Genomic DNA, 22,661 nt, shown 5'->3' with positions numbered 1-22,661 from the left:
CAAGATTGTTGTACATCCATAATACTTACAACAATAGCTGGGAACACAGCAATCAAAGCAAGGAATAAAGATGTTTCCGAAACTATTAAAAATTTGAAAACCTAGATCGTGATCTGCCGCTTTACTCACAGATAACGGCGTTAAAAAACGACTGAATTTATCAGCTTCTTTTTCCCATTTTTTATCTTTTGTTGCTTCATACAAAAACCATAATTCTCCAGGCCAGAATCCGCTTGTCCAGTCTTTGTAGCCAACAAACTTCCACTCTTTGCTTCCATTTGGAACTGTACGCGGAGAGGTTCCATCATTCGGAATAACTTTTAATGTTTTAGAAGCTTGTTCTGCACAATATTCCAACTGTTTTTTAATATTAAACGAATTGTTTTTTTGAGAATAGCCTTGATTTCCTAAAAGGAACAAAGCTGCAATCAGGGTAAAAAATTTTGCCTTCATGTGGTTTCTTGATAAATAGTTATTTTAACCGATAAATGTATGAAATAAAGTAAATCGATTCTGGTTTTGTATTTTTTGCTCCCTAAAAACGGATTATTGATGCACTATTTTAAGACATAAAATCTAGTTTGCCATTCCGAGGAACGAGGAATCACACGAGAAATTCCGCAAAGTAATTTGCTAATCTTTGTCGATATGCGAGTGTGATTCCTCGTTCCTCGGAATGACAAAAAAGGCTTAATTTCTTTTAAAATTTTAATATAAATTTGCTTTCAACTAAACATTCTCTAAATTTGAACAAATCCAGAATCTACTACACCTTAATCTTTCTAAGCATCATTTTTCTCGGAATCCTTTCAAGAAAAATCTCTTTCATTCCATTATGGATTGGCGATTTTCTGTATGCTGTGATGATTTATTTTTTGGTTCGAATATTTCTTCCGTTTAAAAATGCTTTCGGAATTGCGTTGCTTTCTTTATTGATTTGTTACGGAATTGAGTCTTTACAACTGTATCAAGGCGAATGGATGATTGAACTTAGAAAAACTCTTTTTGGAAGATATGTTTTAGGCCAAGGATTTCTTTGGGAAGATATTCTGGCTTATACTTTTGGAATACTTACTGCTTTTATGGCAGAAAAGTTGACTTTGAATTTTCTCAATCAAAAGTCTGCGTGATTTTATCAATATTTAAGCTGTTGGCCATTGCCATGAATATTTGATAATAGGTTCCTTTATTATCATAGAGCTCATCATGAGTTCCTTTTTCTACACATCTACCTTTTTCTAAAACAATAATATTGGAAGCATCAATTATTTGGGAGATGCTATGCGAAATGATAATAACAGTTCTGTCTTTTTTAATGGCATCAAGAGATTTCTTAATCTGTTCTGTAGCAATGGCATCTAAGCTTGCAGTGGGTTCATCCAGAAAAATGATCGGCGGATTTTTGAGAAAAAGTCTTGCAATAGCGATTCGCTGTTGTTGTCCGCCTGACAGCAAATGCGCATCAGAATCGTAACCTTTTGGCAATTGTATCACTTGTTCGTGAATATATGCCTGTTTTGCCGCTTCGATTACTTCTTCTTGAGAAGCTTCGGGATTTCCGTATAGAATATTTTCTGCAACCGTTCCTTTAAAAATATGATTCTTCTGAAGCACCAATCCGATGTTTTTGCGCAGAAAATCGGTATTATAATCTGCTAAATCTACTCCATCCAAAAAAATATGACCTGACGATGGCAGATAAAATTTGTCCAGTAAATTGATTATAGTACTTTTTCCGGCGCCACTTAATCCTACTAATGCAGATGTTTCATTCGGTTTAACCGTAAAATTAATATCAAACAAAGCCTGAGTTCCGTTTGGATAAATAAAATCGACATTTTTCACTTCAATTAATCCAATAATTTTTTCTGGAATGTAATTACCGCTGGTTTCCACTTCTTTTTCTGCTTCCAGAATATCAAAGAATCCTTCAGAATAAATCAAGGCATCGTTTACTTCATCATAAATTCTATGCAATTGTCTAATTGGAGATGAAACATTATTAAAAAGCATAATATGAAACATAATCGCTCCAATTGTCATTTGATTATTCAAAACAAAATAAGCAGTCAAAATGATAATAATTACGACTCCAATCTGTTCGACAAAACTTTTTATGCTTTCAAAAATAAAGCTAGTCTTTCTCGTTTGCAGCTGATTTTCAGTCATTTCAAACTGAATCTTTTCATGGCGATCGGCTTCAGTCGATTCACGAACGAAAGATTTAATCACAGTTATAGACTCAATTAAACTAATGATTCCGTTATTTTTGGTTTCGCGATAATTGCGCATTCTTCGTCTAAATCCGCTTAATTTGGTTGCCTGCAATTGACTGATATAAAAGTAGATCGGAATAATGCATAAACTTACCAAACCCACATAAACATTAGCATAAAACATAATGCCCAAAGCCACAAAAGCATTGGCAAATAAAGGAAGAATATCTATAAAAAAGTTTTGGACTAGTCGTGTCAAACTGCTGATTCCGGCATCAATTCTAGTTTGCAGTTTTCCGCTTTCATTTTCATCAGAAGTATAAAACTCCATTCTGTAGCTTAGAATTTTTTCTACAATGGTTTGAGAAATATCACGCGTAATAAAAATACGGAGTTTTTCTCCATAGAATTTCTGTCCAAATTGAACCACCGAATTCACCAATTCTTTAGTTAGCAAAACAATACTAATAATCCCAAGCAAATGAAACCCTTTTGATAATGGCTCATGTGCCACCATCAAATTATTAATTGTATCTACAGTGTATTTTAGAATTATAGCATTTACCTGTGCCGCAAAAGATCCCAAAAAAGTAAGCAATAAAGTAGCAACAACCATCTTTCTGTAAGGCTTTACAAATGGCTGGATTTTTTTATATAATACCAATAGCTGCATTTATTTTATTTTTAGGCTGCATATCAAATATAAGAATTCTAAATTTGTGTTGAAAATCATTTAAAAACATTAATTCATATGAAACTCGTTTTTGCTTCGAACAACAAAAATAAAATAGCCGAAATTCAAAGCATGCTTCCTGAAGGCATCAAAATATTAAGTCTAGAAGATATTAATTGTTTTGAAGATATTCCAGAAACTGCGGATACAATTGAAGGAAATGCTATTTTAAAAGCCGATTATGTAACCCAGAAATTTGGCTATAACTGTTTTGCAGATGATACAGGTTTGGAAGTAAATGTATTAAATGGCGAGCCAGGAGTATATTCTGCACGTTATGCAGGCGAACAAAAAAATGCAGACGACAACATGAACAAGCTTTTGGAGGCTTTAAAAAATAAAGAGAATCGCAGTGCCCAGTTCAAGACCGTTATCACTTTAAATCTTGACGGAAAACAATATTTATTTACTGGAATTGCAAAAGGAGAAATTACGTTAACCAAAACAGGAACAAATGGTTTTGGCTACGATCCTATTTTTAAACCAGAAAATTTTAACGAAACCTTTGCAGAACTGCCATTAGCAACTAAAAACACTATTGGTCACCGCGGAAAAGCGGTTAAGCAACTTATTGATTTTCTGCGCACCACAAAATAATTGTTTAAAATACAACATTTTAAAGGCTAAATTTTACATTTCACGACGTATTTTTTGGCTTGTTTCTGCTTTTCTTGCAAAAAATTATTTTAATAAAAGTGTAACTTTTTGATAATCAATTCTTAACAAATACATAATTCTTAAAATTGCATTAGTTTATCTGAATAATTAACAGTAATTTTGCACCCTATTTTAAAACACATATGAATAAATTTGAACAATTAGGATTGAATGAATCGTTACTGAAGGCGATTTTAGATCTAGGATTTGAAAATCCGTCAGAGGTACAGGAAAAGGCGATTCCCCTATTATTGGAAAAAGACACGGATATGGTTGCGTTGGCTCAAACAGGGACAGGGAAAACGGCAGCTTTCGGTTTTCCGCTAATTCAAAAAATTGATGCCGACAACAGAAATACACAAGCATTAGTTTTATCGCCAACACGCGAGTTATGTTTACAGATTACTAACGAACTTAAAAACTACTCAAAATACGAAAAAGGTATTAATGTGGTAGCAGTTTACGGAGGAGCTAGTATAACAGAGCAAGCAAGAGAAATAAAGAGAGGTGCACAAATCATTGTGGCAACTCCAGGAAGAATGCAAGACATGATTAACAGAGGTTTAGTAAACATTAAAAACATAGATTACTGTGTTCTTGATGAGGCTGACGAAATGTTAAACATGGGATTCTATGATGACATTGTATCTATTTTATCAGATACTCCAGACGAAAAAAGCACATGGTTGTTTTCTGCAACTATGCCGCAAGAGGTTGCTAGAATTGCAAAACAATTCATGAGCGAACCATTAGAAATCACTGTAGGAGCTAAAAATTCAGGTTCATCTACAGTTTCTCACGAATTTTATTTAGTTAATGCTCGTGATCGTTACGAAGCATTAAAACGTTTAGCTGATGCTAATCCAGACATTTTCTCAGTAGTTTTCTGTCGTACGAAAAGAGACACACAAGCTATTGCTGAGAAGTTAATTGAAGATGGATATAGCGCTGCTGCGTTACACGGAGATTTATCTCAAGCACAACGTGATGGTGTAATGAAATCGTTCCGTGGAAGACAAATTCAGATGCTTGTTGCTACTGACGTTGCTGCACGTGGTATTGACGTTGACAACGTAACTCACGTTGTAAACTACCAATTACCTGATGAGATCGAAACATACAACCACCGTTCTGGACGTACAGGTAGAGCTGGAAAATTAGGTACTTCTATTGTAATTGTTACAAAAAGCGAGTTACGTAAAATTTCTTCTATCGAGAGAATCATCAAACAGAAATTTGAAGAAAAATCTATTCCATCTGGAATCGAAATCTGCGAAATTCAGTTGTTACACTTAGCAAACAAAATTAAAGATACTGAAGTTGATCACGAAATTGACAACTATTTACCAGCAATCAATAATGTTTTAGAAGATTTATCTAAAGAAGAATTGATTAAGAAAATGGTTTCAGTAGAATTTAACCGTTTCATCGCTTACTATAAAAAGAATAGAGATATTTCTGTATCTGGTGGCGAAAGACGTGAAAGAGGTGATTCTGAGCCAAGAGAATTTAGCAATAATGGAGCAGTTCGTTATTTTGTTAATATTGGTTCTAGAGACAACTTCGATTGGATGTCATTAAAAGATTACTTAAAAGAAACATTAGATTTAGGTCGTGATGATATCTTTAAAGTAGACGTAAAAGAAGGATTCTCTTTCTTCAATACTGATCCACAGCATACTGACAAAGTAATGGATGTTTTAAACAACGTTCAATTAGAAGGTCGTCGTATTAATGTTGAGATTTCTAAAAATGACGGTGGAGGAAGACGTGACCACAACAACCGTGGAGGAAGACGTGATTCTGGAAGAAGAGAAGGAAACTTCGCTCCAAGACGTGAAGGCGGATTCAGAAGTGACAGAGGCTCAAGAGACGGAGGTTCACGCGAAGGCGGATCACGCGACGGAGGTTTTAGAGGTGACAGAAACTCATCTTCAAGAAGAGAAGGCGGTTTCAGAAGTTCTGCCCCAAGAAATGAAGGTGGTTCAGATAGAGCTCCAAGACGTTCTGAAAACTTTGGCGATAGCTCAAGACCAAGAAGATCAAGAAGAGATTAATAATCTAATTTCTTAAAATACAAAATCCCAAATTCCAATTTTATACGGAATTTGGGATTTTTTCTTGTATCAAATAATCTTGTCAATGTCTTTGTTAATTTTCTTATAATTAAATTCCAAGACTATGAGATATTTAATCCCGATTTACTACTTTTAGAGCTTTAAATCAGGATATGAAATATTTCGCAATTTTCTTTTTTACACTTCTCGCTAACATTGGTTTCGCACAAGATACGCAAGATACACAGCCAACAGTTCCACAAAGAGTTTCAGGTTACGTTATTAATGACGACAGCAAACAACCACTTGCTGGCGTAAACATCATTAACACCAATAAAGTACGTGGTGCAAAATCTGACGAAAAAGGGTATTTTGAAATTGACGTACAAGTCAATGATACTCTTCATTTTTCTATCCTAGGATTTCAATCATTAAGAATCAGAGTAACAAACGACTGGATAAAAAATAAAGTAACTAGAATTCAGCTTACCGAAAAAGCAATTGCTTTGGAAGAGGTTGTTATTGCTCCTTTCTCTTTAACAGGATATCTTGAAATTGACTCTAAATTAATTCCAACAAAAGAAAACTACCGCTATAGCATTTCAGGTTTAACGCAAGGTTATGAAGCTGGAGAATATGCCCCAAATGCCTTTGGAAAAGTCCTTGGCTCGATTTTTAACCCCGCCGACATGCTTTATAATTTCTTTGGAAAGAACGGAAAAGAACTCAAGAAGCTAAAAGAAATGAAAAAGGATGATACCGTAAGAACGCTTTTAGAATCCAAATACGATCGTGAAACGGTTGCAGTTTTATTAGGCATCAGTAAGGATGAGATTCCTGAAATTATGCACCGCTGTAATTATTCTGATTCTTTCATCCAAACAGCAAATGATCTTCAGATTATGGATGCAATTAGCGCTTGTTACGAACAGTACAAAGTTTTGAAAAGAAATTAATATTTTTCCATAAAAAAATCCCCAATTTTTCAATTGGGGATTTTTTTTTAGTCGCAGTTTTCGGTCGCAGTTTCCTGTTTTATTGAACTGAAAACTGAGACTGCGACTGAAAACTATTTTTATTTAACTGGAATATTTTCTAAGATCTCAAGAACAAATTTCCAATATTTCTGAGCAGAAGAAATACTTGCTCTTTCGTCTGGAGAGTGCGCTCCATGAATAGTTGGACCAAAAGAAATCATATCCATATCAGGATAATTTGTTCCTAAAATTCCGCATTCTAAACCAGCATGGCAAGCTACAACTTTTGGTTGTTCTCCATTTTGCTTTTCGTAAATATCTTTTAAAACTTCTAATATTTCAGAGTTTACATTAGGCGTCCAACCTGGATAAGAACCAGAAAGTTCTACTTCGCATCCTATTAATTCAAAAGCAGAACGTAGTGAATTAGCTAAATCAAATTTTGAAGATTCAACAGAAGAACGCGTTAAACATCCAACCAAAATTTCTCCGTCTTTTATAACAACACGAGCAATATTGTTTGAAGTTTCAACTAAATCAGACATATCAGCGCTCATTCTATAAACTCCATTCTGAGCCGCATAAATCGCCCTGATAATTCCCTCTTGAACTCCTAATTCCATTACTTTTTCAGGCAAATCACCTTTTACGATTTCAATCGATAAGTTTGGTTCAGTTGTTTTATATTCTGCTTTGATATCAGAAATAACTTCCTGCATATCATAAACATAAGCTTCATCAAACATTTGAGAAATAATTACTTTAGCAACACTTTCTCTTGGAATTGCATTTCTAAGACTTCCTCCATTAATTTCAACAATCTGCAAACCAAAGTTTTCAAATGCATCAAATAATAAACGGTTCATGATTTTATTGGCATTTCCTAAACCTTTATTAATATCCATTCCTGAATGTCCACCGTTCAATCCTTTTACTGTAATAGTATATCCAACAGAACCTTCTGGAACTTCTTCTTCATGATATGTTCTTGTAGCAGTTACATCAATTCCACCAGCACATCCAATATCAATTTCATCATCTTCCTCTGTATCTAAATTCAATAAAATCTGACCTTGTAGAATTCCACCTTTTAGATTTAAAGCACCTGTCATTCCTGTTTCTTCGTCAACAGTAAACAAAGCTTCAATTGCAGGATGCGGAATATCTTTGCTTTCCAAAATCGCCATAATAGTAGCCACTCCTAACCCATTGTCAGCTCCAAGAGTTGTACCACGCGCACGAACCCAGTCACCGTCAACATACATATCGATTCCTTGCGTATCAAAATCAAAAACTGTATCTGCATTTTTTTGATGTACCATATCTAAATGTCCTTGCATTACGATTGGTTTACGATTTTCCATTCCTGGAGTTGCCGGTTTTCTAATGATTACGTTTCTAATTTCATCTTCGAAAGTTTCTAAACCTAAGCTGTTTCCAAAGTTTTTCATAAACTCAATTACACGCTCTTCTTTCTTCGATGGACGCGGAACAGCGTTTAAATCTGCAAATTTGTTCCAAAGCGCTTTTGGTTCCAGATTTCTTATTTCTTGACTCATTATATTTTGTTTAATGTTTAACAATTAAGAGTTTCAAAGTTACAAAGTTTAATTGCTTTTTGCCACGAATTGCACGAATTAGCACAAATTAAAACGGCTCTAAAACTGAATAAATCAATAATTACCGAAAATTCGTAGAATTCGTGACAAACTTTTTTCGATCATTCGATATTGTATTTATATTTACGTATCTAAAATTTACCTTGTGAGATCAAAATACGTTTTACCCTTATTTCTAATAGTTCAGATTATTTTTTATAAAATCCTTCCCTACTTTCCAGATTTTGTGGAAGGTTTTTATAGCAAAAACTTATTTCTTAGAATTTCCCATTTTTCAAGAACACTTTTAGGCAAAGTTCCATTTTCTGTTGGTGACATCATTTATGCTCTTTTACTAATTTCTATAATTAGCTGGTTTTGGAAAATCAGAAAAACTTGGAGAACAGATTGGAAAGATTACCTTTTAACAATGTTGGGTAAGATTTCTGTTTTTTACTTTTTTTTCCATCTGCTTTGGGCTTTCAATTATTATCGCAAACCTCTTTTTGAAAAAATGGAAATCAAAAGAGAATACACCGACGCTGATCTTTTGGCTTTCACTAAAAGATTAATTGCAAAGACGAATGAAGTTCAGTTTCAAATCACAAAAAATAAAAGCTCCAAAATTGTCTTTCCATATTCACAGAAAGAGTCATTCAACATGATTTTAAACGGTTATGACAATTTAGCAAAAGAACATCCTTATTTTAAATACGAAACGCTAAGCGTAAAAAAATCATTATTCAGTGTTCCATTGACCTATATGGGATTTGGCGGTTATTTAAATCCTTTCACAAACGAAGCTCAGATTAATTATTTATTGCCAATGTACACTTTTCCGCTAACCACAGCCCATGAAATGGCGCATCAGATTGGTTTTGCAAGCGAAAGCGAATGCAATTTTATTGGTCTTTTGGCTTCTGTAAAAAATGAAAATTTATATTATCAGTATGCTGGATATAGTTTTGCATTACGTTATTGTCTCGGGATTTGGAAATTTAAAAACGAGAAAATTTTTGAAGTATTAAAGAAACAAGTAAATCCTGGAATTTTAAAAAACTATCAAGAAGACCAAGATTTTTGGAAAAAATATGACACCTTTATTGAAGAAGGTTTTCATTTTTTATGGGATAATTTTTTAAAAACAAACAACCAAAAAGATGGAATGGAAAGCTATAATAAGTTCATCGATTTAACGATCAATTATTACAAAACAAGAGAACTATAATTTCTTTTGCCGCAGATTAAATGATTAAAAATGATTTCTAATCTCTTTTAATCATTTAATCTAAAAATAGAAATCATTAAAATCTGTTCAATCTGTGGCAAAAAAAAAATAAATTCAACTGTAACAAAAATGATTTCATAACTACTAATATAAATATGAGCGAAAATCTAGAACAGTCATTTGTTGCGCAGCTGCAGGCAAATCAGAATATAATCCACAAGATTTGTAGATTATATACTGCTGGAGAAGATGCTCATAAAGACCTGTTTCAAGAGATTACCATTCAGCTTTGGAAAGCTTATCCAAAATTTAGAGGTGACAGTAAATTTTCGACTTGGACGTATCGTGTTGCCTTAAACACAGCGATTACCTTATACCGCAAAACCAAAAGAACTATTTCGACCGTAGATTACGAAAACCATCAGCATTTTGTAAAAGATGTTGACTACAATTATGAAGAAGAAGAACAGATTAAACTGATGTATAAAGCGGTTTATCAATTGAATGACATTGAAAAGGCATTAGTTTTTATGTATTTAGAAGACAAAGATTATCAAGAAATAGCTGAAACCCTAGGAATCAGCGAAGTGAATGCGCGCGTGAAAATGAACAGAATTAAGGGGAAACTTAAAAAAATACTAAATCCTTAAAAATTATTATGAAAGAACTGGATTTATTAAAAAAGGACTGGCAAAAGAACTCTGATTCTTTTCAACAAATTTCTGAAAACGAGATCTACAAGATGATTCACAGAAAGTCATCTTCCATTGTAAAATGGATTTTGATTATCAGTATTTTTGAAATTTCGTTTTGGACATTTTCAAACATCTTTATCAATACAGACGATGTATTGCACAAAATGAACCATCCTGAAATTGTAACTGCTTTGGAATTTCTAACTTATTTCAATTATGTGGTTGTTTTAATTTTTGTTTACATTTTCTATAAAAATTACAAAACAATTTCAACTACAATAGCCACAAAATCCTTGATGAGCGCCATTTTAAAAACTCGTAAAACAGTTCAATATTATGTTTGGTACAATTTAGGGATGATTGTAATTACCGCAATTCTGAGCTTTTTTATTGCTTTTGTATACAATCCAGACATGGAGTTTCTTAGAGAAAAATTAGCCATGAACGGAAAAGCTATGTTTGTAACAATAGGTATCCTGATATTAGTAATTTTAGGTTTCTTCGGATTATTCTGGTGTTTCTATAGAGTGATTTACGGAACACTTTTACGCAGATTATATACTAATTATAAAGAATTGAAAAAAATTGATTTTTAAATCTAATATTCATTTTCAGAATCCTTGTAACTCCATCTTCTCATTTCATTAAGTTCTTCTTGCGCTTTGATTTCTTCAGCAGGAATAACTTTTAAAAATGATGGATGCTGTTCGATTGCGTATTCTACTTTTTCTACGATTTGTTCGATCGTGTCGTTTTCATAATCAATATCAAGAGGTTCTTTGATGATGAAAGATTGTAGAATTCCTTTTTTCTTCATTCGAAGTCCTTTCTTATCGAATGATCTACGGAAACCATCAATTACAATAGGAATAACGATTGGTTTATGCTGTTTGATAATATGAGCGGTTCCTTTACGAACAGGTTTAAATGATTTTGTAGTTCCTTGCGGAAAAGTGATTACCCAGCCGTCTTCAAGCGCAATTCTAATGTTTTCAGTATCATTTGGATTCACGTCACGTTTTTCTGTTACATCTACTCCTTTTGCTCTCCAAGTTCTTTCAACTGTAATTGCACCTACATAAGCTAAAATTCTTGGCAACAATCCTGCCTGCATAGTTTCTTTTGCAGCAACATAATAAATATTCATTTTGGGCTGCCACAAATAACCGATGTTCTTAATAGTATCTTGACGTCCAGATAAACTGGCGTTAAAAACATGAAACATCGCTACAACGTCTGCAAAATAAGTTTGGTGATTGGAAATAAATAAAACATTAGTATCTGGAAGTGTTTTAATAATTTCAGATCCTTCAATCTGCAATTCATTAAAACCTCTATATCTCTTATGAGTCATCGCACCTAGAATTCGGATCAACCATTTCTTGATGAATAATATATGCCCAAAAGGATTTCGTTTAAACAATCCCATAACTAATTTGTCTTATTTTTTTGTTAGGTCGCAAACATACAAAAATTATTCTTTTAGCAACACTATAAAACAATTTCTGCAATTAAGAGTTATCCAAATGAATATCAAATCGTTAAATAAACTTTATGGAACTTATTTCATCATCGCTTCTTTCAAGACATCTCGCAGTTCGCTCAAAATCATCGCTGTGGCTCCCCAAACAACATGATTCTGAATATTAAAGGCAGGAACTAAAATATTTGCTCCATAAGAAGTTGATAATCTGGCTTCGATAATAATATCATCATTTAAAAAAACAGACAAAGGCAGTTCAATAATTCCGGCAACTTCTCTTATATCGGGATAAAAAGAAAGTTCTTCTTTGGCAATTCCTAAAAAAGGATGCACCAAAAAATTGCTTGGTGGGATATACATAGGAGAAAAACGCTTAACTATATTTATTTTATCACTCGTAATTCCGACCTCTTCATGGGTTTCTCTAAGAGCCGTAGTTTCAAAATTTAAATCTTCCTTTTCATACTTGCCTCCAGGAAATGCAATTTGAGCCGAATGAACTCCGTCATAAGCATTTCTAACAATCAAAACCAAATGCGTTTTTTCTTGTTTGGGATAAAACAGCATCATTACCCCCGCCATTCTGGCATTTAGTGCATCAATATCAAGATTTTTTAATCCTTCTATACGTTCTTTTGGAGCCATTTTTAAATGTGAAGTTACTGCTGGCAGCTCTACTGGAATTATATTGGGAACATATTTCAAAAAGTCTTGAAAATTCATAATCAAAGCTTATTTTTGTATTTTCAAATAAAACATAAATATACTTCAGAAAACGCAGTACCACAAGTTTTCTGTTATTAAAGCCTAAAAAATGTACAGTAAAGAAGAATCGCAAAGAATAAAAAGAGAATTTTGGGTAGCGTTTGCCGAAAAATATCCTCGTAAATGGGTACTTTATGATACAAAAATTAAAGACTTTTCGTTTAAGTTTTATGTTGACAATAAAAAGGCTCAGGTTTTAATTGATATTGAACAAAGAAGCGATGAAAAACGTATTGCTTATTTTGAAAAACTAGAAGCATTAAGAAATATTCTGGAAGAAGAATTTATTAAAGACCTGGTTTTTGAGAAAAATCATACTTTAGAAAGCGGTAAAACTATCAGTAGAATTTGGGTTGAAAAACTTGGTGTTGGTTTCAGCAATAAAAACACTTGGGATACTATTTTCGATTTCTTCAACGAAAATATGCATGCTCTAGAAATGTTCTACTTAGAATATGATGAGTTTATTAAGGATGTAGAGAATTAAGACACTAAGGTTCTGAGGTGCTAAGGTTCTAAGATTCTAAGTCTTTTGTTTTAAATCAAATAATAAACCCTACAAGTTTTGAAAAAATGTCGGGTTTACTATATAAAAACTTAGCACCTCAGAACCTTAGTATCTTAGAACCTTATTATACTGTAATAATATTATAAACAATAATATGATCGTCGTAATTGATATATAACTGTTTTCTGTAATCCTGTTTTTTTCGGGTTATGATTGACAATTTACATTCTCGTCCGTCATTATCTTTGCAAATGAAAGAATAGGTAATATCAGTATCATTTTCTTCTCTTTCAATATAATCTAAAATATTAAAAAGCTGAATTTCCTGAGAATAAACCACAATTCTATGTTTATCGGTATCTAAAACCACCGAAAGATTTACTAGATCCAGATTGGACCATTGTCCCCACTTGCCTCTTTCGTTTTTTTCTAGAACACTAAATCCTGATGTTTTAAAATGATACGACTGACTCTGAACCTGTTGCAATCCAAAAGCTAAAAATAATAACAATATGTAGGGGCGTAGGGAATTCATAAAATTTTCTTGTAGGCAATTAAAACTCAAATGTAATCTTTTCTTTGGACGCCTTTTCAAATTCGGCTATCATTTGTTGCACAATTTGCTCAACTGGTAAGATTTCATGAATCAGACCTGCTACTTGTCCAATTTCTAATTCTCCCTCGTCCAAGTCTCCTTCAAACATTCCTTTTTTGGCTCTAGCTCGTCCTAAAAGCTGAACCAATTCTTCTTTAGATGGGCATTTTTGATACAAATCTTGAACATCCTGATAAAACTTGTTTTTTATTAAGCGAACAGGCGCTAATTCTTTCAATGTCAACTGCGTACCTCCTTCTATAGTATTAACTATGGTTTCTTTAAAATTATTGTGTGAAGAAGATTCTATAGAAGCTGCAAAACGGCTTCCGACCTGAACTCCATCTGCTCCAAGAACCATTGCAGCCAGCATTCCTCTTCCTGTGGCAATTCCGCCAGCAGCGATTAAAGGAATCTTAATTTTTTCTTTTACCATCGGAATTAAAGTCATCGTAGTGGTTTCTTCACGACCATTGTGACCACCAGCTTCAAAACCTTCGGCTACCACCGCATCTACGCCAGCGTCTTGTGCTTTTAGAGCAAAAACACTGCTACTAACCACATGAACCACTGTAATGCCTCTTTCTTTCAAAAATGAAGTCCAAGTTTTAGGATTTCCTGCAGAAGTAAAAACGATTTTTACGCCTTCTTCAACTACAATATTCATAATTTCTTCAATGTTTGGATATAACATCGGAATGTTTACTCCAAAAGGTTTATCGGTCGCTTTTTTACATTTTTGAATATGCTCTCTTAAAACTTCCGGATACATAGAACCTGCACCAATAAGTCCTAAACCTCCTGCATTGCTTACAGCCGAAGCCAATTTATAACCGCTGTTCCAGATCATTCCGCCTTGAATGATTGGGTATTTTATATTGAAAAGCTGAGTGATTTTATTCATTAAAATTATTGCTTGATTATTTTTCCTGTTTTATGCAGATTATTGGCATCAAAACTATAAAGATACAATCCGCTTTGAAGTGATTGCAAGGAAAGAACTGGATTTGAATTACTGATTTTTTCTTCTATTAATTTTTGTCCTAAGATAGAATAAATAGTTACCGATGCTGTATTATTTTCATTTAAAAAAGAAAACGAAACTTCATTTTTAGCCGGATTTGGATATAGCGCAAACGAAACTTCCGCTATAAAATCATCAACACTTAATGCTGCTCCGAAATTTGGAATCCCGTATCCGTAATTATTATCTGGACTAGCATATCGATCCGCAGATTGCAAAATCATCTGCCTGATTTCTTTGTTTGTTTTAGTTGGAAATGCCTGCCATAAAGAAGCCGCCATTCCTGCCATTATCGGACATGAAAATGAAGTTCCACTTGCTGTACCAATATTGCCATTTGCATCAGAAACAGTAGCTGATGCTCCTTTTGCCATAACATCAGGTTTTATTCTTCCATCATAACTTGGCCCGATTGAACTAGAACTTGCCCTCACTTTAGATGCATTAACAGAACCAATTGCTAGTACTGACACAGCATCTGCAGGAGCTCCAATATGTTTTTCTGACTGGTTTCCTTCATTTCCAGCAGAGGCCAAAACCAAAATTCCTTTACCAAAAGCAATTTCGGCACCACGAGAAATAAAAGTCGTAATTCCGTTCATATCGCTATAGGTATGATTGTATCTGATTTCATCTCTATCCAAAAAATATCCTAATGAAGTCGTAATTATATCAACTCCTAAAGCATCTGCTTTTTCAGCTGCTTCAACCCATAGCGATTCTTCTAATGGAATCTCCTGTGCATCAATTTCTGTAATAAAAAGATAGTACGAGGCATTTGGAGCTGTTCCTACCAAAGAATTTACCGTATAACCGCCCATAGTTGAAAGTACGGAAGTTCCATGGGAATCGCCCGTATAGAAATTGCTATTTCTAGTAGTATAATCATAACCGCCTAGAATTTTATTATTATTTCTAAGATTTTCAAATGGCTGTGCAGTATTGACGCCAGGAAAACCACCATCCATAACGGCTATAATTTTTCCTTCTCCAGTAAAATTCTGCTGATGAAGAACTTGTCCGTTTAACATCTGTATTTGATTCGCAGAATTTCCATACGAATAATCAATTGCTTCTTTTAACTGTTCATGAGTTTGGTTTATCGAAGTCTCAGAAACTCTTTTTCCTGTAGTATTTAAAGTTTTGTCGGCAAACTCTATTCTAGAAACAAAAGCTAACGTTTTTAAAGCGTTAATATTAGCCTGAGTTCCTTGAATATGAAGTGCATTCAGCCATTTTGACTGCGCTTTTACCGTAATCCCTGCGCTTGAAGTAATTTGATTTATATAAGAAGTTTCCAGAGGAGCATCTGTAATAGTCAAAGCGATATTCTGGTTCGTTCTTCGATCCAAAGCTCTCTGTGATAATTCGCTTAGCGGATTATCATAAAAAGCTTGCGCATTAGGTTTACCATTAAAATAAACCCACGCATCTTCTTGTGAAAATACCGTAACCGAAAGAAGTAATAAAAGAAAAGTAAAGCTATATCTCATCGTTTTATACCTTTAAGGGATTTACTCCCAAATAAAGTATAAAGCTAAGAAATTACTCCCGAACCAACTAATTCATTTTCTAAATACCAAGCAACAAATTGTCCTTCTGTAATAGCAGACTGCGGCTCTTCAAACTCCACATACATTCCATCTTCAAACTGATATAAAACAGCTTTCTGCAAAGGTTGACGGTAACGGATTCTTGCCATCACTTCCATTTTTTCTCCTGCTTTTAGCGTCATATCTTCTCTAATCCAGTGTACTTCAGATGCCCCAACAAAAAGTGCTTTTTTAAACAAACCCGGATGCTCGCTAGACATACCTGTATAAATGGTATTCGTATCTACATCAGTTGCAATTACAAACAAAGGATCTATTGTTCCTCCTACATTCAGACCTTTTCTTTGTCCAACTGTAAAATAATGAGCACCTTGGTGTTTCCCAACCACTTTTCCCATTGTTGGAAGATATTCTAATTTTTGAGATTCTAACTTTAATTTTTCTTCTAAAGAAAGATCAGCTGATTTCTCAATAGTATAGATCGGATCATTTTTATCAACCTGAACAATTTTACCCTCTTTAGGCTGCAATTTTTGCTGTAAAAATTCTGGAAGACGAACTTTCCCGATGAAACACAAACCTTGAGAATCTTTCTTTTCTGCTGTAACCAACTCCATTTCAGCTGCAATTTCGCGCACTTCTGGTTTTGTTAAAGCTCCAATAGGAAACAAAGCTTTTGACAATTGTTCTTGAGACAACTGGCATAAGAAATAAGATTGGTCTTTGTTAACGTCATTTCCGGCAATCAATTGATACACTGTTTTTCCGTCTACTTCAATTTCGCTTTTTTGGCAATAGTGTCCTGTTGCCACATAATCTGCACCAAGACTTAAAGCGATTTTCATAAATACATCAAATTTGATTTCTCGGTTACAAAGCACGTCAGGATTTGGAGTTCTTCCTTTTTCGTATTCGTTGAACATGTAATCAACGATTTTTTCTTTGTATTCTTCGCTCAAATCAACTGTTTGAAACGGTATGCCAAGTTTTTCTGCAACAAGCAAAGCATCGTTGCTATCTTCTAGCCAAGGACATTCGTTCGAAATAGTAACCGAGTCATCGTGCCAGTTCTTCATAAAAAGGCCAATAACTTCGTAACCCTGCTGCTGCAATAAATATGCTGCAACACTAGAATCTACTCCACCTGAAAGTCCAACAACTACTCGTTTCATTTTAAAATGTTTAATTTTTTAAGGTTGCAAATATACGCCAAATAATAGAAAATTTAAGCATGATTTTCATTAGTTTAAGCAATCCCACAGTAGATAAAACTTATTACTTTTTTAAGTACATTTAATCATACATTTTTATCCTATGAAAAAATACATTTACAGCTTATTTTTCCTTTTCGTGTTAACCTCGTTAAGTGCGCAGCGATTTAGCGCATCTTTGCCAAATTATGAAGCTTACAAGGCATTTAGAGGAAAACCTTTGTCTGATAAATTTTCGAATATTGAGTCTTTAAAAGTAATTTATGATCTTCGAAAACAGAAAATGTATTATTTCAACAGCAGCGTTATTCCTCTTCATTACGATTTTGTAGTTAATTATTTAGGATACATTCATGATCTTGAAGTATTCAATAATGAAAATTACAGCGATACGGAGAAAAACAGGGATTTTCTTCTCGGAAATTTAAATCACATTAAAGGAACTGACAAATGGATTTTCGAACTTGCTGCATCCGATCATATGCCTTTGCCTTTGATTGAACGTTTTTTTAATATGGTCAAAAACTCCACTTTTATTGGCGAAAAGCTAAAATTTTATCTAAATAATCCAGAAATGATGGAATGGTTCCAACAACAGAAATTCAAAATTCCGTGTGTTAAATCAGATTATATTTTTGGGGAAATTAAATATCAGGAAGTCGTTCGCGGCAGTAATATTGGAATTCTGAAGAAATACAAAATCAAAGAGTTAGAAACCGTCAAACCAAATTCTGATGAAATTGTTATTCTGGACGGAACACCAGATATTCTTCCCAACGTAAGAGGAATTATTGTGAATGAACTTCAAACGCCATTAAGCCATTTGGTCCTTTTAGGAAAAAACAGAAAGATTCCAATTATGGCTTACACTGACATAGAAAAAGACAACAATATCAAAAAACTGCTTTCTAAAAAAATAGAATTAAAAATAGAAGTTGATACTTTTTTTATCAAAGAAACCACTAAAAAAATCCCCGTTAAATCTGCTGGAAAGAAGAAAAAACTAATTATTGACAACAGTGTTACCGAATTGGTTAGTTTATCTGAAATTCCTAAAAAGGGAGTGAATTACATTGGTTCTAAAGCTCAAAACATGGCTTATTTAATTGCAATTTCAAAAGAAATTCCGTTTAAAGTTCCAGAAAACGCGCATGCCATTCCGTTTTATTTTTACACACAGCACATTCAAAAATCAACTATTTCTCCCTTAATTTCTGAACTTTTAGCTTATCCGCATAAAGATTCAACGGTCTGGATTAATAAACAATTAAAAAAGATCAGAGATGCCATTAAAAAAGAAAACGTTAATCCAGCTTTAATCGCCAAACTCAATGAAACTTTTAAAAATGCTAAATTCAAAAACTTTAGATTTCGTTCCTCTACAAATGCAGAAGATTTAGATGATTTTAACGGTGCCGGATTATACGATTCTAAAACAGGCATTTTAGGCGACTCTATTAAATCTTTTGAAAAAGCGATAAAACAAGTTTGGGCAAGTGTTTGGAACGAAGCTTCGTATAACGAAAGAGAACTTTTTGGAATTGATCAGCAAAATATTGCTATGGGCGTTTTAGTGCATCGTTCGTTTCCTGACGAACTGGCAAATGGCGTAATTATTACCAAAAATATATTTAGAGAAAACTTTCCAGGAATTACAGTTAATGTTCAAAAAGGAGAAAATTCGGTTGTAAAACCCGAAAAAGGAGAAATCTGCGAGCAATTTGTGGCTTATCATTTCAATGACGGAAAAGACGAAACCGATTTTGATATCGATTATACTTCCAATTCAAATCTAAATAATAATGAGCCTTTATTGACCCGAAAAGAAATGAGCAATCTGTATGATGTTAGCAAAAAGATTGAAACCAAAATGTATCGCTATTGGCGTAAAAACCAATTTCACCCCATAGATATCGAGTTTAAAATTGTTGGAGAAAAAAGAGATTTGTACATCAAACAAGTTCGACCTTTTAACGATTAATAGAATACTAATAAATCTATTTCGTTGGCCGCGGTGTTTATTAATACAATTCTAAAATCAAAATCTTCAATCTTAATTTTATCTTGAATTGATTTTCTAATTATTTCTGAGTTTAAAGAAAAATTTTCGTCAAGCGGAATTTTTACATCAACAGAGTTTAAATACTTTGAAGCTTTTTTATTAACGATAATTGAAGCCGCAATATAAAACCCGATGATAATGATTTGAAAAAACAGCAATAATTCAATCTTTTCAAACGGATACATAATATCGAGAATAGACAATGTAATCGTTGCAAAAAGAAAGATTATAGCGTTTACAGTAAAGGATTGTGTCCTAAAACGAAGTATCGAAAAAATAGCAAAGAGACCAAACCCTATTCCTACTCCAATTTCTATTTTAGTAAAAAGATAACAAAGCGAAAAAGTGCAAAGCCCGACAATGACCATCAATGGATTTATGGTTGCATTATCTTTTCTATTAGAGAAAAAATACAAAACCAAAATCGAAAAAAACAGCAGTAAAAATCGCCCTAAAAGTTCGTTTAAATCCATTAGTCAGAATAATTGATTACTCAAATGTAAACAATTTATTCTTTATCTTTTTGGAATTTAATCGATGAAAATCAAAACTGTATGTTCTGTTATTTTTTTGAAGCCCCTCCTTTTTCGGCAGCTTTATTGGTATTTTTCGGGTCACTCATATTCACTTCTTTTACCAGTTTCCCTTTTTGATAAAACTGCCAGATTCCAGCTTTTTTACCATTTACAAACTTTCCTTTTGAAGCAACAGATTTGTCTGAATCATAAAAAACAGCATCACCATTGTATTCATTATTTTTGAAATAAGATTCTTCTAAAAGCGTTCCGTCTTGCCCTATTTTTTTATATGGTCCTTCTTTTAAATCATTTTTATAAGTCATCTCTTCTGCAACTTGGGCATTTGGATAATAAATAGTTTTCAAACCTTCTAATTTCCCATTTTTATAATTCTCAACAGACATCAAAACTTTAGAAGCTTTATGATAATACTTCCATTCTCCCTCTCTTGCTTTTCCGATTTCTTTACCTTCGCTTACTTTATTTTTATTCTGGTCATAAAAAATAGTATACGAATTGCCATCATTGGCACTAAAATCTCTTGTAGCAATTACATCGCCTTTTTTCGTATCATCAAAAAACTTAAAAACACCTGTTTCTTTTCCGTGATTAAAAGTTCCTTCATAACGAGGACGTTTAGATTCTGTATAAGTACCTTTCCAAAGTCCGTCTTTTTTCCCAGCTGCGTCGACTTTATTAATATCGGTTTGAGCATTTGAAATTATTGATGATAGGAATATTAATCCGAATATGATTTTTCTTGAGATCATGGTAAATTCTATTTTTAAGCTTAACGAAAATCTTAATTATAAAGTATAATGGTATAAAAAAATCCCGATAAATCGAGATTTTTTTATTTAGAATTATTTCTTTTTCTTATTCTGAGCTTTAGCTGCTTCTTGCTGTTCCATTACTTCTTGAAGACGCTGTTGGAACTTACTTGGTTTCTTAGGCTCTCTTTGTTTGTTTTCTTGAATCTGAGCGTGAATTTTATCACTGTCTACAATGTAATTCTTGATAACAAACATAATTCCGATTGTAATTAAGTTCGAAATAAAGTTATATAAAGATAATCCTGAACCGTAATTATTGAAGAAAATTAACATCATTAATGGAGAAACATAAATCATGATTTTCATCATTTTTGCCATATCTGGCATACCTTCTTGCTGAGGAGCTGCCATTTGTTGGTCTCCAGAAGTCATTTTCATGTAGAAGAAAATTGCAATTGCTGCCAAGATTGGGAACAAACTGATATGGTCTCCGTACATCGGAATGTTGAATGGTAATTTTACAATCGAGTCAAAAGAAGATAAATCGTCTGCCCAAAGGAAGCTTTTTTGTCTTAATTCAAATGCTGCAGGGAAAAACTGGAAAGATGCATACATAAATGGAAGCTGAATCAATGCTGGAATACATCCTGCCATTGGGTTTACTCCTGCTTTGTTGTACAGTTTCATTGTTTCCTGTTGTTTCTTCATTGGGTCTTTTTTGAATTTCTCTCCCAACTCTGCAATATCAGGTCTTAAAACTTTCATTTTAGCCTGAGACAAGAATGACTTATACGTAATTGGCGACATAGCCAATTTGATGATAATCGTAAAAATAATGATTGCAATTCCTAATGACAATCCAATTGTTGAGCTTAAGAATCCGAATAACGGAATGAAAATCCATTTATTGATCCATCCGAAAATTCCCCATCCAAGCGGAATAATTTTTTCGAAGTTTTTATCGTAAGCTTTTAATGTTTTGTAATCTGCAGGACCCATATACAAATTCATTTTGTAATCGATCTCTCCATTTGTAAACGCTAAAGGCAAATTAGCTCTAAATTGTTTTGTAAAAACTGTATCAATTTTATCATCCTTAACTAAATCGTCAGATTGTAGTTTTGAAGTTTCAAAAGGTTTTTCTGTAGATAAAATTGTAGTAAAGAAATGCTGTTTAAAAGCTACATAACTCACTTTTTCAGGAGTTTCTTCTTTTCCTTGTCCGTGTGAACTTACGTTATTGTATTTTGATTCTTCGTATTTGAAATCGATTTGTGCATAACGGTTTTCATACGCAACGCTTTTTTCGTTTCTGTATGTTTTTAAATCCCATTGTAAATCAACTGGTTTAGCAGAATTTAAAACTCTGTTTAAACCTTGTGAACGAATATCAAAACCAACTAAATAATCGTTTGGCTTTAAGATGTATTTATATTCTAAAAATTCATTAACTCCTGCTTTCAAACGCATAGATAAAACTTGGTCTGCACCAATTTTTTCTAATGTTGGTTCGAAATACAAATCTTTAGAATTTAATGTTCTGTTATCTGTAGTAAGAAGCTGTAAATTTAAGTTTGAGTTATTGTTTTTGATTAACTCAACTAATTGACCAGAACCTTTTTTTAATCTTTCAAATTCTTTTAAAGTAGCCTCAACAATATATCCGCCTTTATTAGCAATCTTTAACCTTAATTTTTCGTTTTCGATTGTAGTAAAAGCTTCTTTTGCAGAAGGAAGTGTTGCAGAATAAGCAAATCCTCCTAAAGTTTTTTGCAATTGAGCCAATTGAACCGTATCTCCAGGAGTTACAGCTGCAGCTGGTAATGACGCAGTTTTAGCTTTATCTGCTTTTGCTTGTGCTTCTTGTTTAGCAACTAATTCTTTCTTGGCTTTTTCAGCAGCAATTTCTTTTTCAGAAGGCTGATTTTGATACATAATCCAAATCAAAATTCCGAAGATCAATACAAAACCAATGATCGAATTAAAGTCTAATTTTTTTTCTTCCATT

20 protein-coding genes and 1 pseudogene are annotated in these 22,661 nt (G+C 33.3%); 9 read left to right on the top strand and 12 right to left on the bottom strand.

All coding sequences use genetic code 11. The features are described 5' to 3' along the window. A pseudogene (locus ABXT06_RS09465) lies at nucleotides 1–453 on the bottom strand (hypothetical protein); the annotation flags it as partial. 293 nt (nucleotides 454–746) lie between these two features. On the opposite strand from ABXT06_RS09465, the gene ABXT06_RS09460 reads away from it, so the two are divergent. After that, nucleotides 747–1,130: a ribosomal maturation YjgA family protein gene (locus ABXT06_RS09460; RefSeq protein WP_354590530.1), complete on the top strand. Its 384-nt coding sequence runs from the start codon at nucleotides 747–749 to the stop codon at nucleotides 1,128–1,130. Here ABXT06_RS09460 and ABXT06_RS09455 read toward each other — a convergent pair. Continuing rightward, nucleotides 1,111–2,889: an ABC transporter ATP-binding protein gene (locus tag ABXT06_RS09455; RefSeq protein WP_354590529.1), complete on the bottom strand. Its 1,779-nt coding sequence runs from the start codon at nucleotides 2,887–2,889 to the stop codon at nucleotides 1,111–1,113. The two genes, ABXT06_RS09460 and ABXT06_RS09455, sit on opposite strands and share 20 nt — an antisense overlap. A 78-nt stretch (nucleotides 2,890–2,967) precedes the next feature. Between ABXT06_RS09455 and ABXT06_RS09450 the strand changes: the two genes are divergently transcribed. The 3 genes from ABXT06_RS09450 to ABXT06_RS09440 all read left to right on the top strand — a co-directional run bounded on the left by ABXT06_RS09450 (nucleotide 2,968) and on the right by ABXT06_RS09440 (nucleotide 6,619). After that, a complete protein-coding gene (locus tag ABXT06_RS09450; protein ID WP_354590528.1) occupies nucleotides 2,968–3,546 on the top strand; it encodes a non-canonical purine NTP diphosphatase in 579 nt (192 codons plus the stop codon). A gap of 203 nt (nucleotides 3,547–3,749) precedes the next feature. Continuing rightward, nucleotides 3,750–5,663 (top strand): DEAD/DEAH box helicase, encoded by a 1,914-nt coding sequence (locus tag ABXT06_RS09445; protein ID WP_354590527.1) that lies wholly within the window; start codon nucleotides 3,750–3,752, stop codon nucleotides 5,661–5,663. Nucleotides 5,664–5,836: 173 nt separating this feature from the next. Next, entirely contained in the window at nucleotides 5,837–6,619 is a 783-nt protein-coding gene (locus ABXT06_RS09440; RefSeq protein WP_111366840.1) for a carboxypeptidase-like regulatory domain-containing protein, read from the top strand. Between the two features lie 119 nt (nucleotides 6,620–6,738). On the opposite strand, the gene ABXT06_RS09435 is transcribed toward ABXT06_RS09440, so the two are convergent. After that, nucleotides 6,739–8,199 carry an aminoacyl-histidine dipeptidase gene (locus ABXT06_RS09435; protein ID WP_354590526.1) on the bottom strand — a complete coding sequence of 487 codons (1,461 nt, stop codon included), beginning with the start codon at nucleotides 8,197–8,199 and terminating at the stop codon, nucleotides 6,739–6,741. A 205-nt stretch (nucleotides 8,200–8,404) separates the two neighbouring features. Between ABXT06_RS09435 and ABXT06_RS09430 the strand changes: the two genes are divergently transcribed. The 3 genes from ABXT06_RS09430 to ABXT06_RS09420 all read left to right on the top strand — a co-directional run bounded on the left by ABXT06_RS09430 (nucleotide 8,405) and on the right by ABXT06_RS09420 (nucleotide 10,757). Further along, entirely contained in the window at nucleotides 8,405–9,466 is a 1,062-nt protein-coding gene (locus tag ABXT06_RS09430; protein WP_354590525.1) for a DUF3810 domain-containing protein, read from the top strand. A gap of 155 nt (nucleotides 9,467–9,621) precedes the next feature. Next, a complete protein-coding gene (locus ABXT06_RS09425; RefSeq protein ID WP_008462500.1) occupies nucleotides 9,622–10,116 on the top strand; it encodes an RNA polymerase sigma factor in 495 nt (164 codons plus the stop codon). A gap of 8 nt (nucleotides 10,117–10,124) precedes the next feature. After that, entirely contained in the window at nucleotides 10,125–10,757 is a 633-nt protein-coding gene (locus ABXT06_RS09420) for a DUF8845 family protein (protein ID WP_354590524.1), read from the top strand. A 2-nt stretch (nucleotides 10,758–10,759) separates the two neighbouring features. Here ABXT06_RS09420 and ABXT06_RS09415 read toward each other — a convergent pair whose 3' ends face one another. Both ABXT06_RS09415 and ABXT06_RS09410 read right to left on the bottom strand, forming a co-directional pair. Then, entirely contained in the window at nucleotides 10,760–11,590 is an 831-nt protein-coding gene (locus tag ABXT06_RS09415) for a lysophospholipid acyltransferase family protein (RefSeq protein WP_354590523.1), read from the bottom strand. 132 nt (nucleotides 11,591–11,722) lie between these two features. Then, nucleotides 11,723–12,367, bottom strand: coding sequence for an NUDIX hydrolase (locus tag ABXT06_RS09410; protein ID WP_354590522.1), 645 nt, complete (start codon nucleotides 12,365–12,367; stop codon nucleotides 11,723–11,725). A gap of 91 nt (nucleotides 12,368–12,458) precedes the next feature. Here ABXT06_RS09410 and ABXT06_RS09405 point away from each other — a divergent pair, with 91 nt between their 5' ends. After that, nucleotides 12,459–12,896, top strand: a complete 438-nt coding sequence (locus tag ABXT06_RS09405; RefSeq protein WP_354590521.1) for a DUF4268 domain-containing protein — start codon at nucleotides 12,459–12,461, stop codon at nucleotides 12,894–12,896. A gap of 145 nt (nucleotides 12,897–13,041) precedes the next feature. Here the strand turns inward: ABXT06_RS09405 and ABXT06_RS09400 are convergent, their stop codons facing one another. From ABXT06_RS09400 to mnmA, 4 genes are read right to left on the bottom strand one after another with little or no spacing between them, the layout of a single operon-like run. Beyond that, the gene (locus ABXT06_RS09400; RefSeq protein WP_354590520.1) at nucleotides 13,042–13,452 is read right to left on the bottom strand and encodes a hypothetical protein; all 411 of its coding nucleotides are present in this window, start codon (nucleotides 13,450–13,452) and stop codon (nucleotides 13,042–13,044) included. A 19-nt stretch (nucleotides 13,453–13,471) separates the two neighbouring features. Beyond that, the gene (locus ABXT06_RS09395; RefSeq protein WP_354590519.1) at nucleotides 13,472–14,416 is read right to left on the bottom strand and encodes an NAD(P)H-dependent flavin oxidoreductase; all 945 of its coding nucleotides are present in this window, start codon (nucleotides 14,414–14,416) and stop codon (nucleotides 13,472–13,474) included. Between the two features lie 5 nt (nucleotides 14,417–14,421). Then, the gene (locus tag ABXT06_RS09390) at nucleotides 14,422–16,029 is read right to left on the bottom strand and encodes a S8 family serine peptidase (protein WP_354590518.1); all 1,608 of its coding nucleotides are present in this window, start codon (nucleotides 16,027–16,029) and stop codon (nucleotides 14,422–14,424) included. A gap of 44 nt (nucleotides 16,030–16,073) precedes the next feature. Continuing rightward, nucleotides 16,074–17,261, bottom strand: a complete 1,188-nt coding sequence (gene mnmA, locus ABXT06_RS09385) for a tRNA 2-thiouridine(34) synthase MnmA (RefSeq protein WP_502909023.1) — start codon at nucleotides 17,259–17,261, stop codon at nucleotides 16,074–16,076. 142 nt (nucleotides 17,262–17,403) lie between these two features. On the opposite strand from mnmA, the gene ABXT06_RS09380 reads away from it, so the two are divergent. Continuing rightward, complete coding sequence (locus ABXT06_RS09380; protein WP_354590517.1) at nucleotides 17,404–19,281, top strand: PEP/pyruvate-binding domain-containing protein; 1,878 nt, start codon at nucleotides 17,404–17,406, stop codon at nucleotides 19,279–19,281. Here ABXT06_RS09380 and ABXT06_RS09375 read toward each other — a convergent pair. From ABXT06_RS09375 to yidC, 3 genes are all read right to left on the bottom strand, one after another. Further along, nucleotides 19,278–19,835, bottom strand: coding sequence for a DUF4956 domain-containing protein (locus tag ABXT06_RS09375; RefSeq protein ID WP_354590516.1), 558 nt, complete (start codon nucleotides 19,833–19,835; stop codon nucleotides 19,278–19,280). The two genes, ABXT06_RS09380 and ABXT06_RS09375, sit on opposite strands and share 4 nt — an antisense overlap. A gap of 89 nt (nucleotides 19,836–19,924) precedes the next feature. Beyond that, a complete protein-coding gene (locus ABXT06_RS09370) occupies nucleotides 19,925–20,650 on the bottom strand; it encodes a toxin-antitoxin system YwqK family antitoxin (RefSeq protein ID WP_354590515.1) in 726 nt (241 codons plus the stop codon). Between the two features lie 93 nt (nucleotides 20,651–20,743). Continuing rightward, entirely contained in the window at nucleotides 20,744–22,660 is a 1,917-nt protein-coding gene (yidC, locus tag ABXT06_RS09365) for a membrane protein insertase YidC (protein WP_354590514.1), read from the bottom strand. Nucleotide 22,661: the final 1 nt, after the last annotated feature.

Source organism: Flavobacterium sp. UW10123 (assembly GCF_040538975.1).
Classification (GTDB): Bacteria; Bacteroidota; Bacteroidia; order Flavobacteriales; family Flavobacteriaceae; genus Flavobacterium.
This window is presented reverse-complemented; position numbering and strand designations above follow the sequence as displayed.

What these genes read in the sequence shown, in the direction of transcription:
- ABXT06_RS09455 (WP_354590529.1), bottom strand. Translation starts at nt 2,889, where the DNA reads ATGCAGCTATTGGTATTATATAAAAAAATCCAGCCATTTGTAAAGCCT.
- ABXT06_RS09450 (WP_354590528.1), top strand. Translation starts at nt 2,968, where the DNA reads ATGAAACTCGTTTTTGCTTCGAACAACAAAAATAAAATAGCCGAAATT.
- ABXT06_RS09445 (WP_354590527.1), top strand. Translation starts at nt 3,750, where the DNA reads ATGAATAAATTTGAACAATTAGGATTGAATGAATCGTTACTGAAGGCG.
- ABXT06_RS09440 (WP_111366840.1), top strand. Translation starts at nt 5,837, where the DNA reads ATGAAATATTTCGCAATTTTCTTTTTTACACTTCTCGCTAACATTGGT.
- ABXT06_RS09435 (WP_354590526.1), bottom strand. Translation starts at nt 8,199, where the DNA reads ATGAGTCAAGAAATAAGAAATCTGGAACCAAAAGCGCTTTGGAACAAA.
- ABXT06_RS09425 (WP_008462500.1), top strand. Translation starts at nt 9,622, where the DNA reads ATGAGCGAAAATCTAGAACAGTCATTTGTTGCGCAGCTGCAGGCAAAT.
- ABXT06_RS09420 (WP_354590524.1), top strand. Translation starts at nt 10,125, where the DNA reads ATGAAAGAACTGGATTTATTAAAAAAGGACTGGCAAAAGAACTCTGAT.
- ABXT06_RS09415 (WP_354590523.1), bottom strand. Translation starts at nt 11,590, where the DNA reads ATGGGATTGTTTAAACGAAATCCTTTTGGGCATATATTATTCATCAAG.
- ABXT06_RS09410 (WP_354590522.1), bottom strand. Translation starts at nt 12,367, where the DNA reads ATGAATTTTCAAGACTTTTTGAAATATGTTCCCAATATAATTCCAGTA.
- ABXT06_RS09405 (WP_354590521.1), top strand. Translation starts at nt 12,459, where the DNA reads ATGTACAGTAAAGAAGAATCGCAAAGAATAAAAAGAGAATTTTGGGTA.
- ABXT06_RS09400 (WP_354590520.1), bottom strand. Translation starts at nt 13,452, where the DNA reads ATGAATTCCCTACGCCCCTACATATTGTTATTATTTTTAGCTTTTGGA.
- ABXT06_RS09395 (WP_354590519.1), bottom strand. Translation starts at nt 14,416, where the DNA reads ATGAATAAAATCACTCAGCTTTTCAATATAAAATACCCAATCATTCAA.
- ABXT06_RS09390 (WP_354590518.1), bottom strand. Translation starts at nt 16,029, where the DNA reads ATGAGATATAGCTTTACTTTTCTTTTATTACTTCTTTCGGTTACGGTA.
- mnmA (WP_502909023.1), bottom strand. Translation starts at nt 17,261, where the DNA reads ATGAAACGAGTAGTTGTTGGACTTTCAGGTGGAGTAGATTCTAGTGTT.
- ABXT06_RS09380 (WP_354590517.1), top strand. Translation starts at nt 17,404, where the DNA reads ATGAAAAAATACATTTACAGCTTATTTTTCCTTTTCGTGTTAACCTCG.
- ABXT06_RS09375 (WP_354590516.1), bottom strand. Translation starts at nt 19,835, where the DNA reads ATGGATTTAAACGAACTTTTAGGGCGATTTTTACTGCTGTTTTTTTCG.
- ABXT06_RS09370 (WP_354590515.1), bottom strand. Translation starts at nt 20,650, where the DNA reads ATGATCTCAAGAAAAATCATATTCGGATTAATATTCCTATCATCAATA.
- yidC (WP_354590514.1), bottom strand. Translation starts at nt 22,660, where the DNA reads ATGGAAGAAAAAAAATTAGACTTTAATTCGATCATTGGTTTTGTATTG.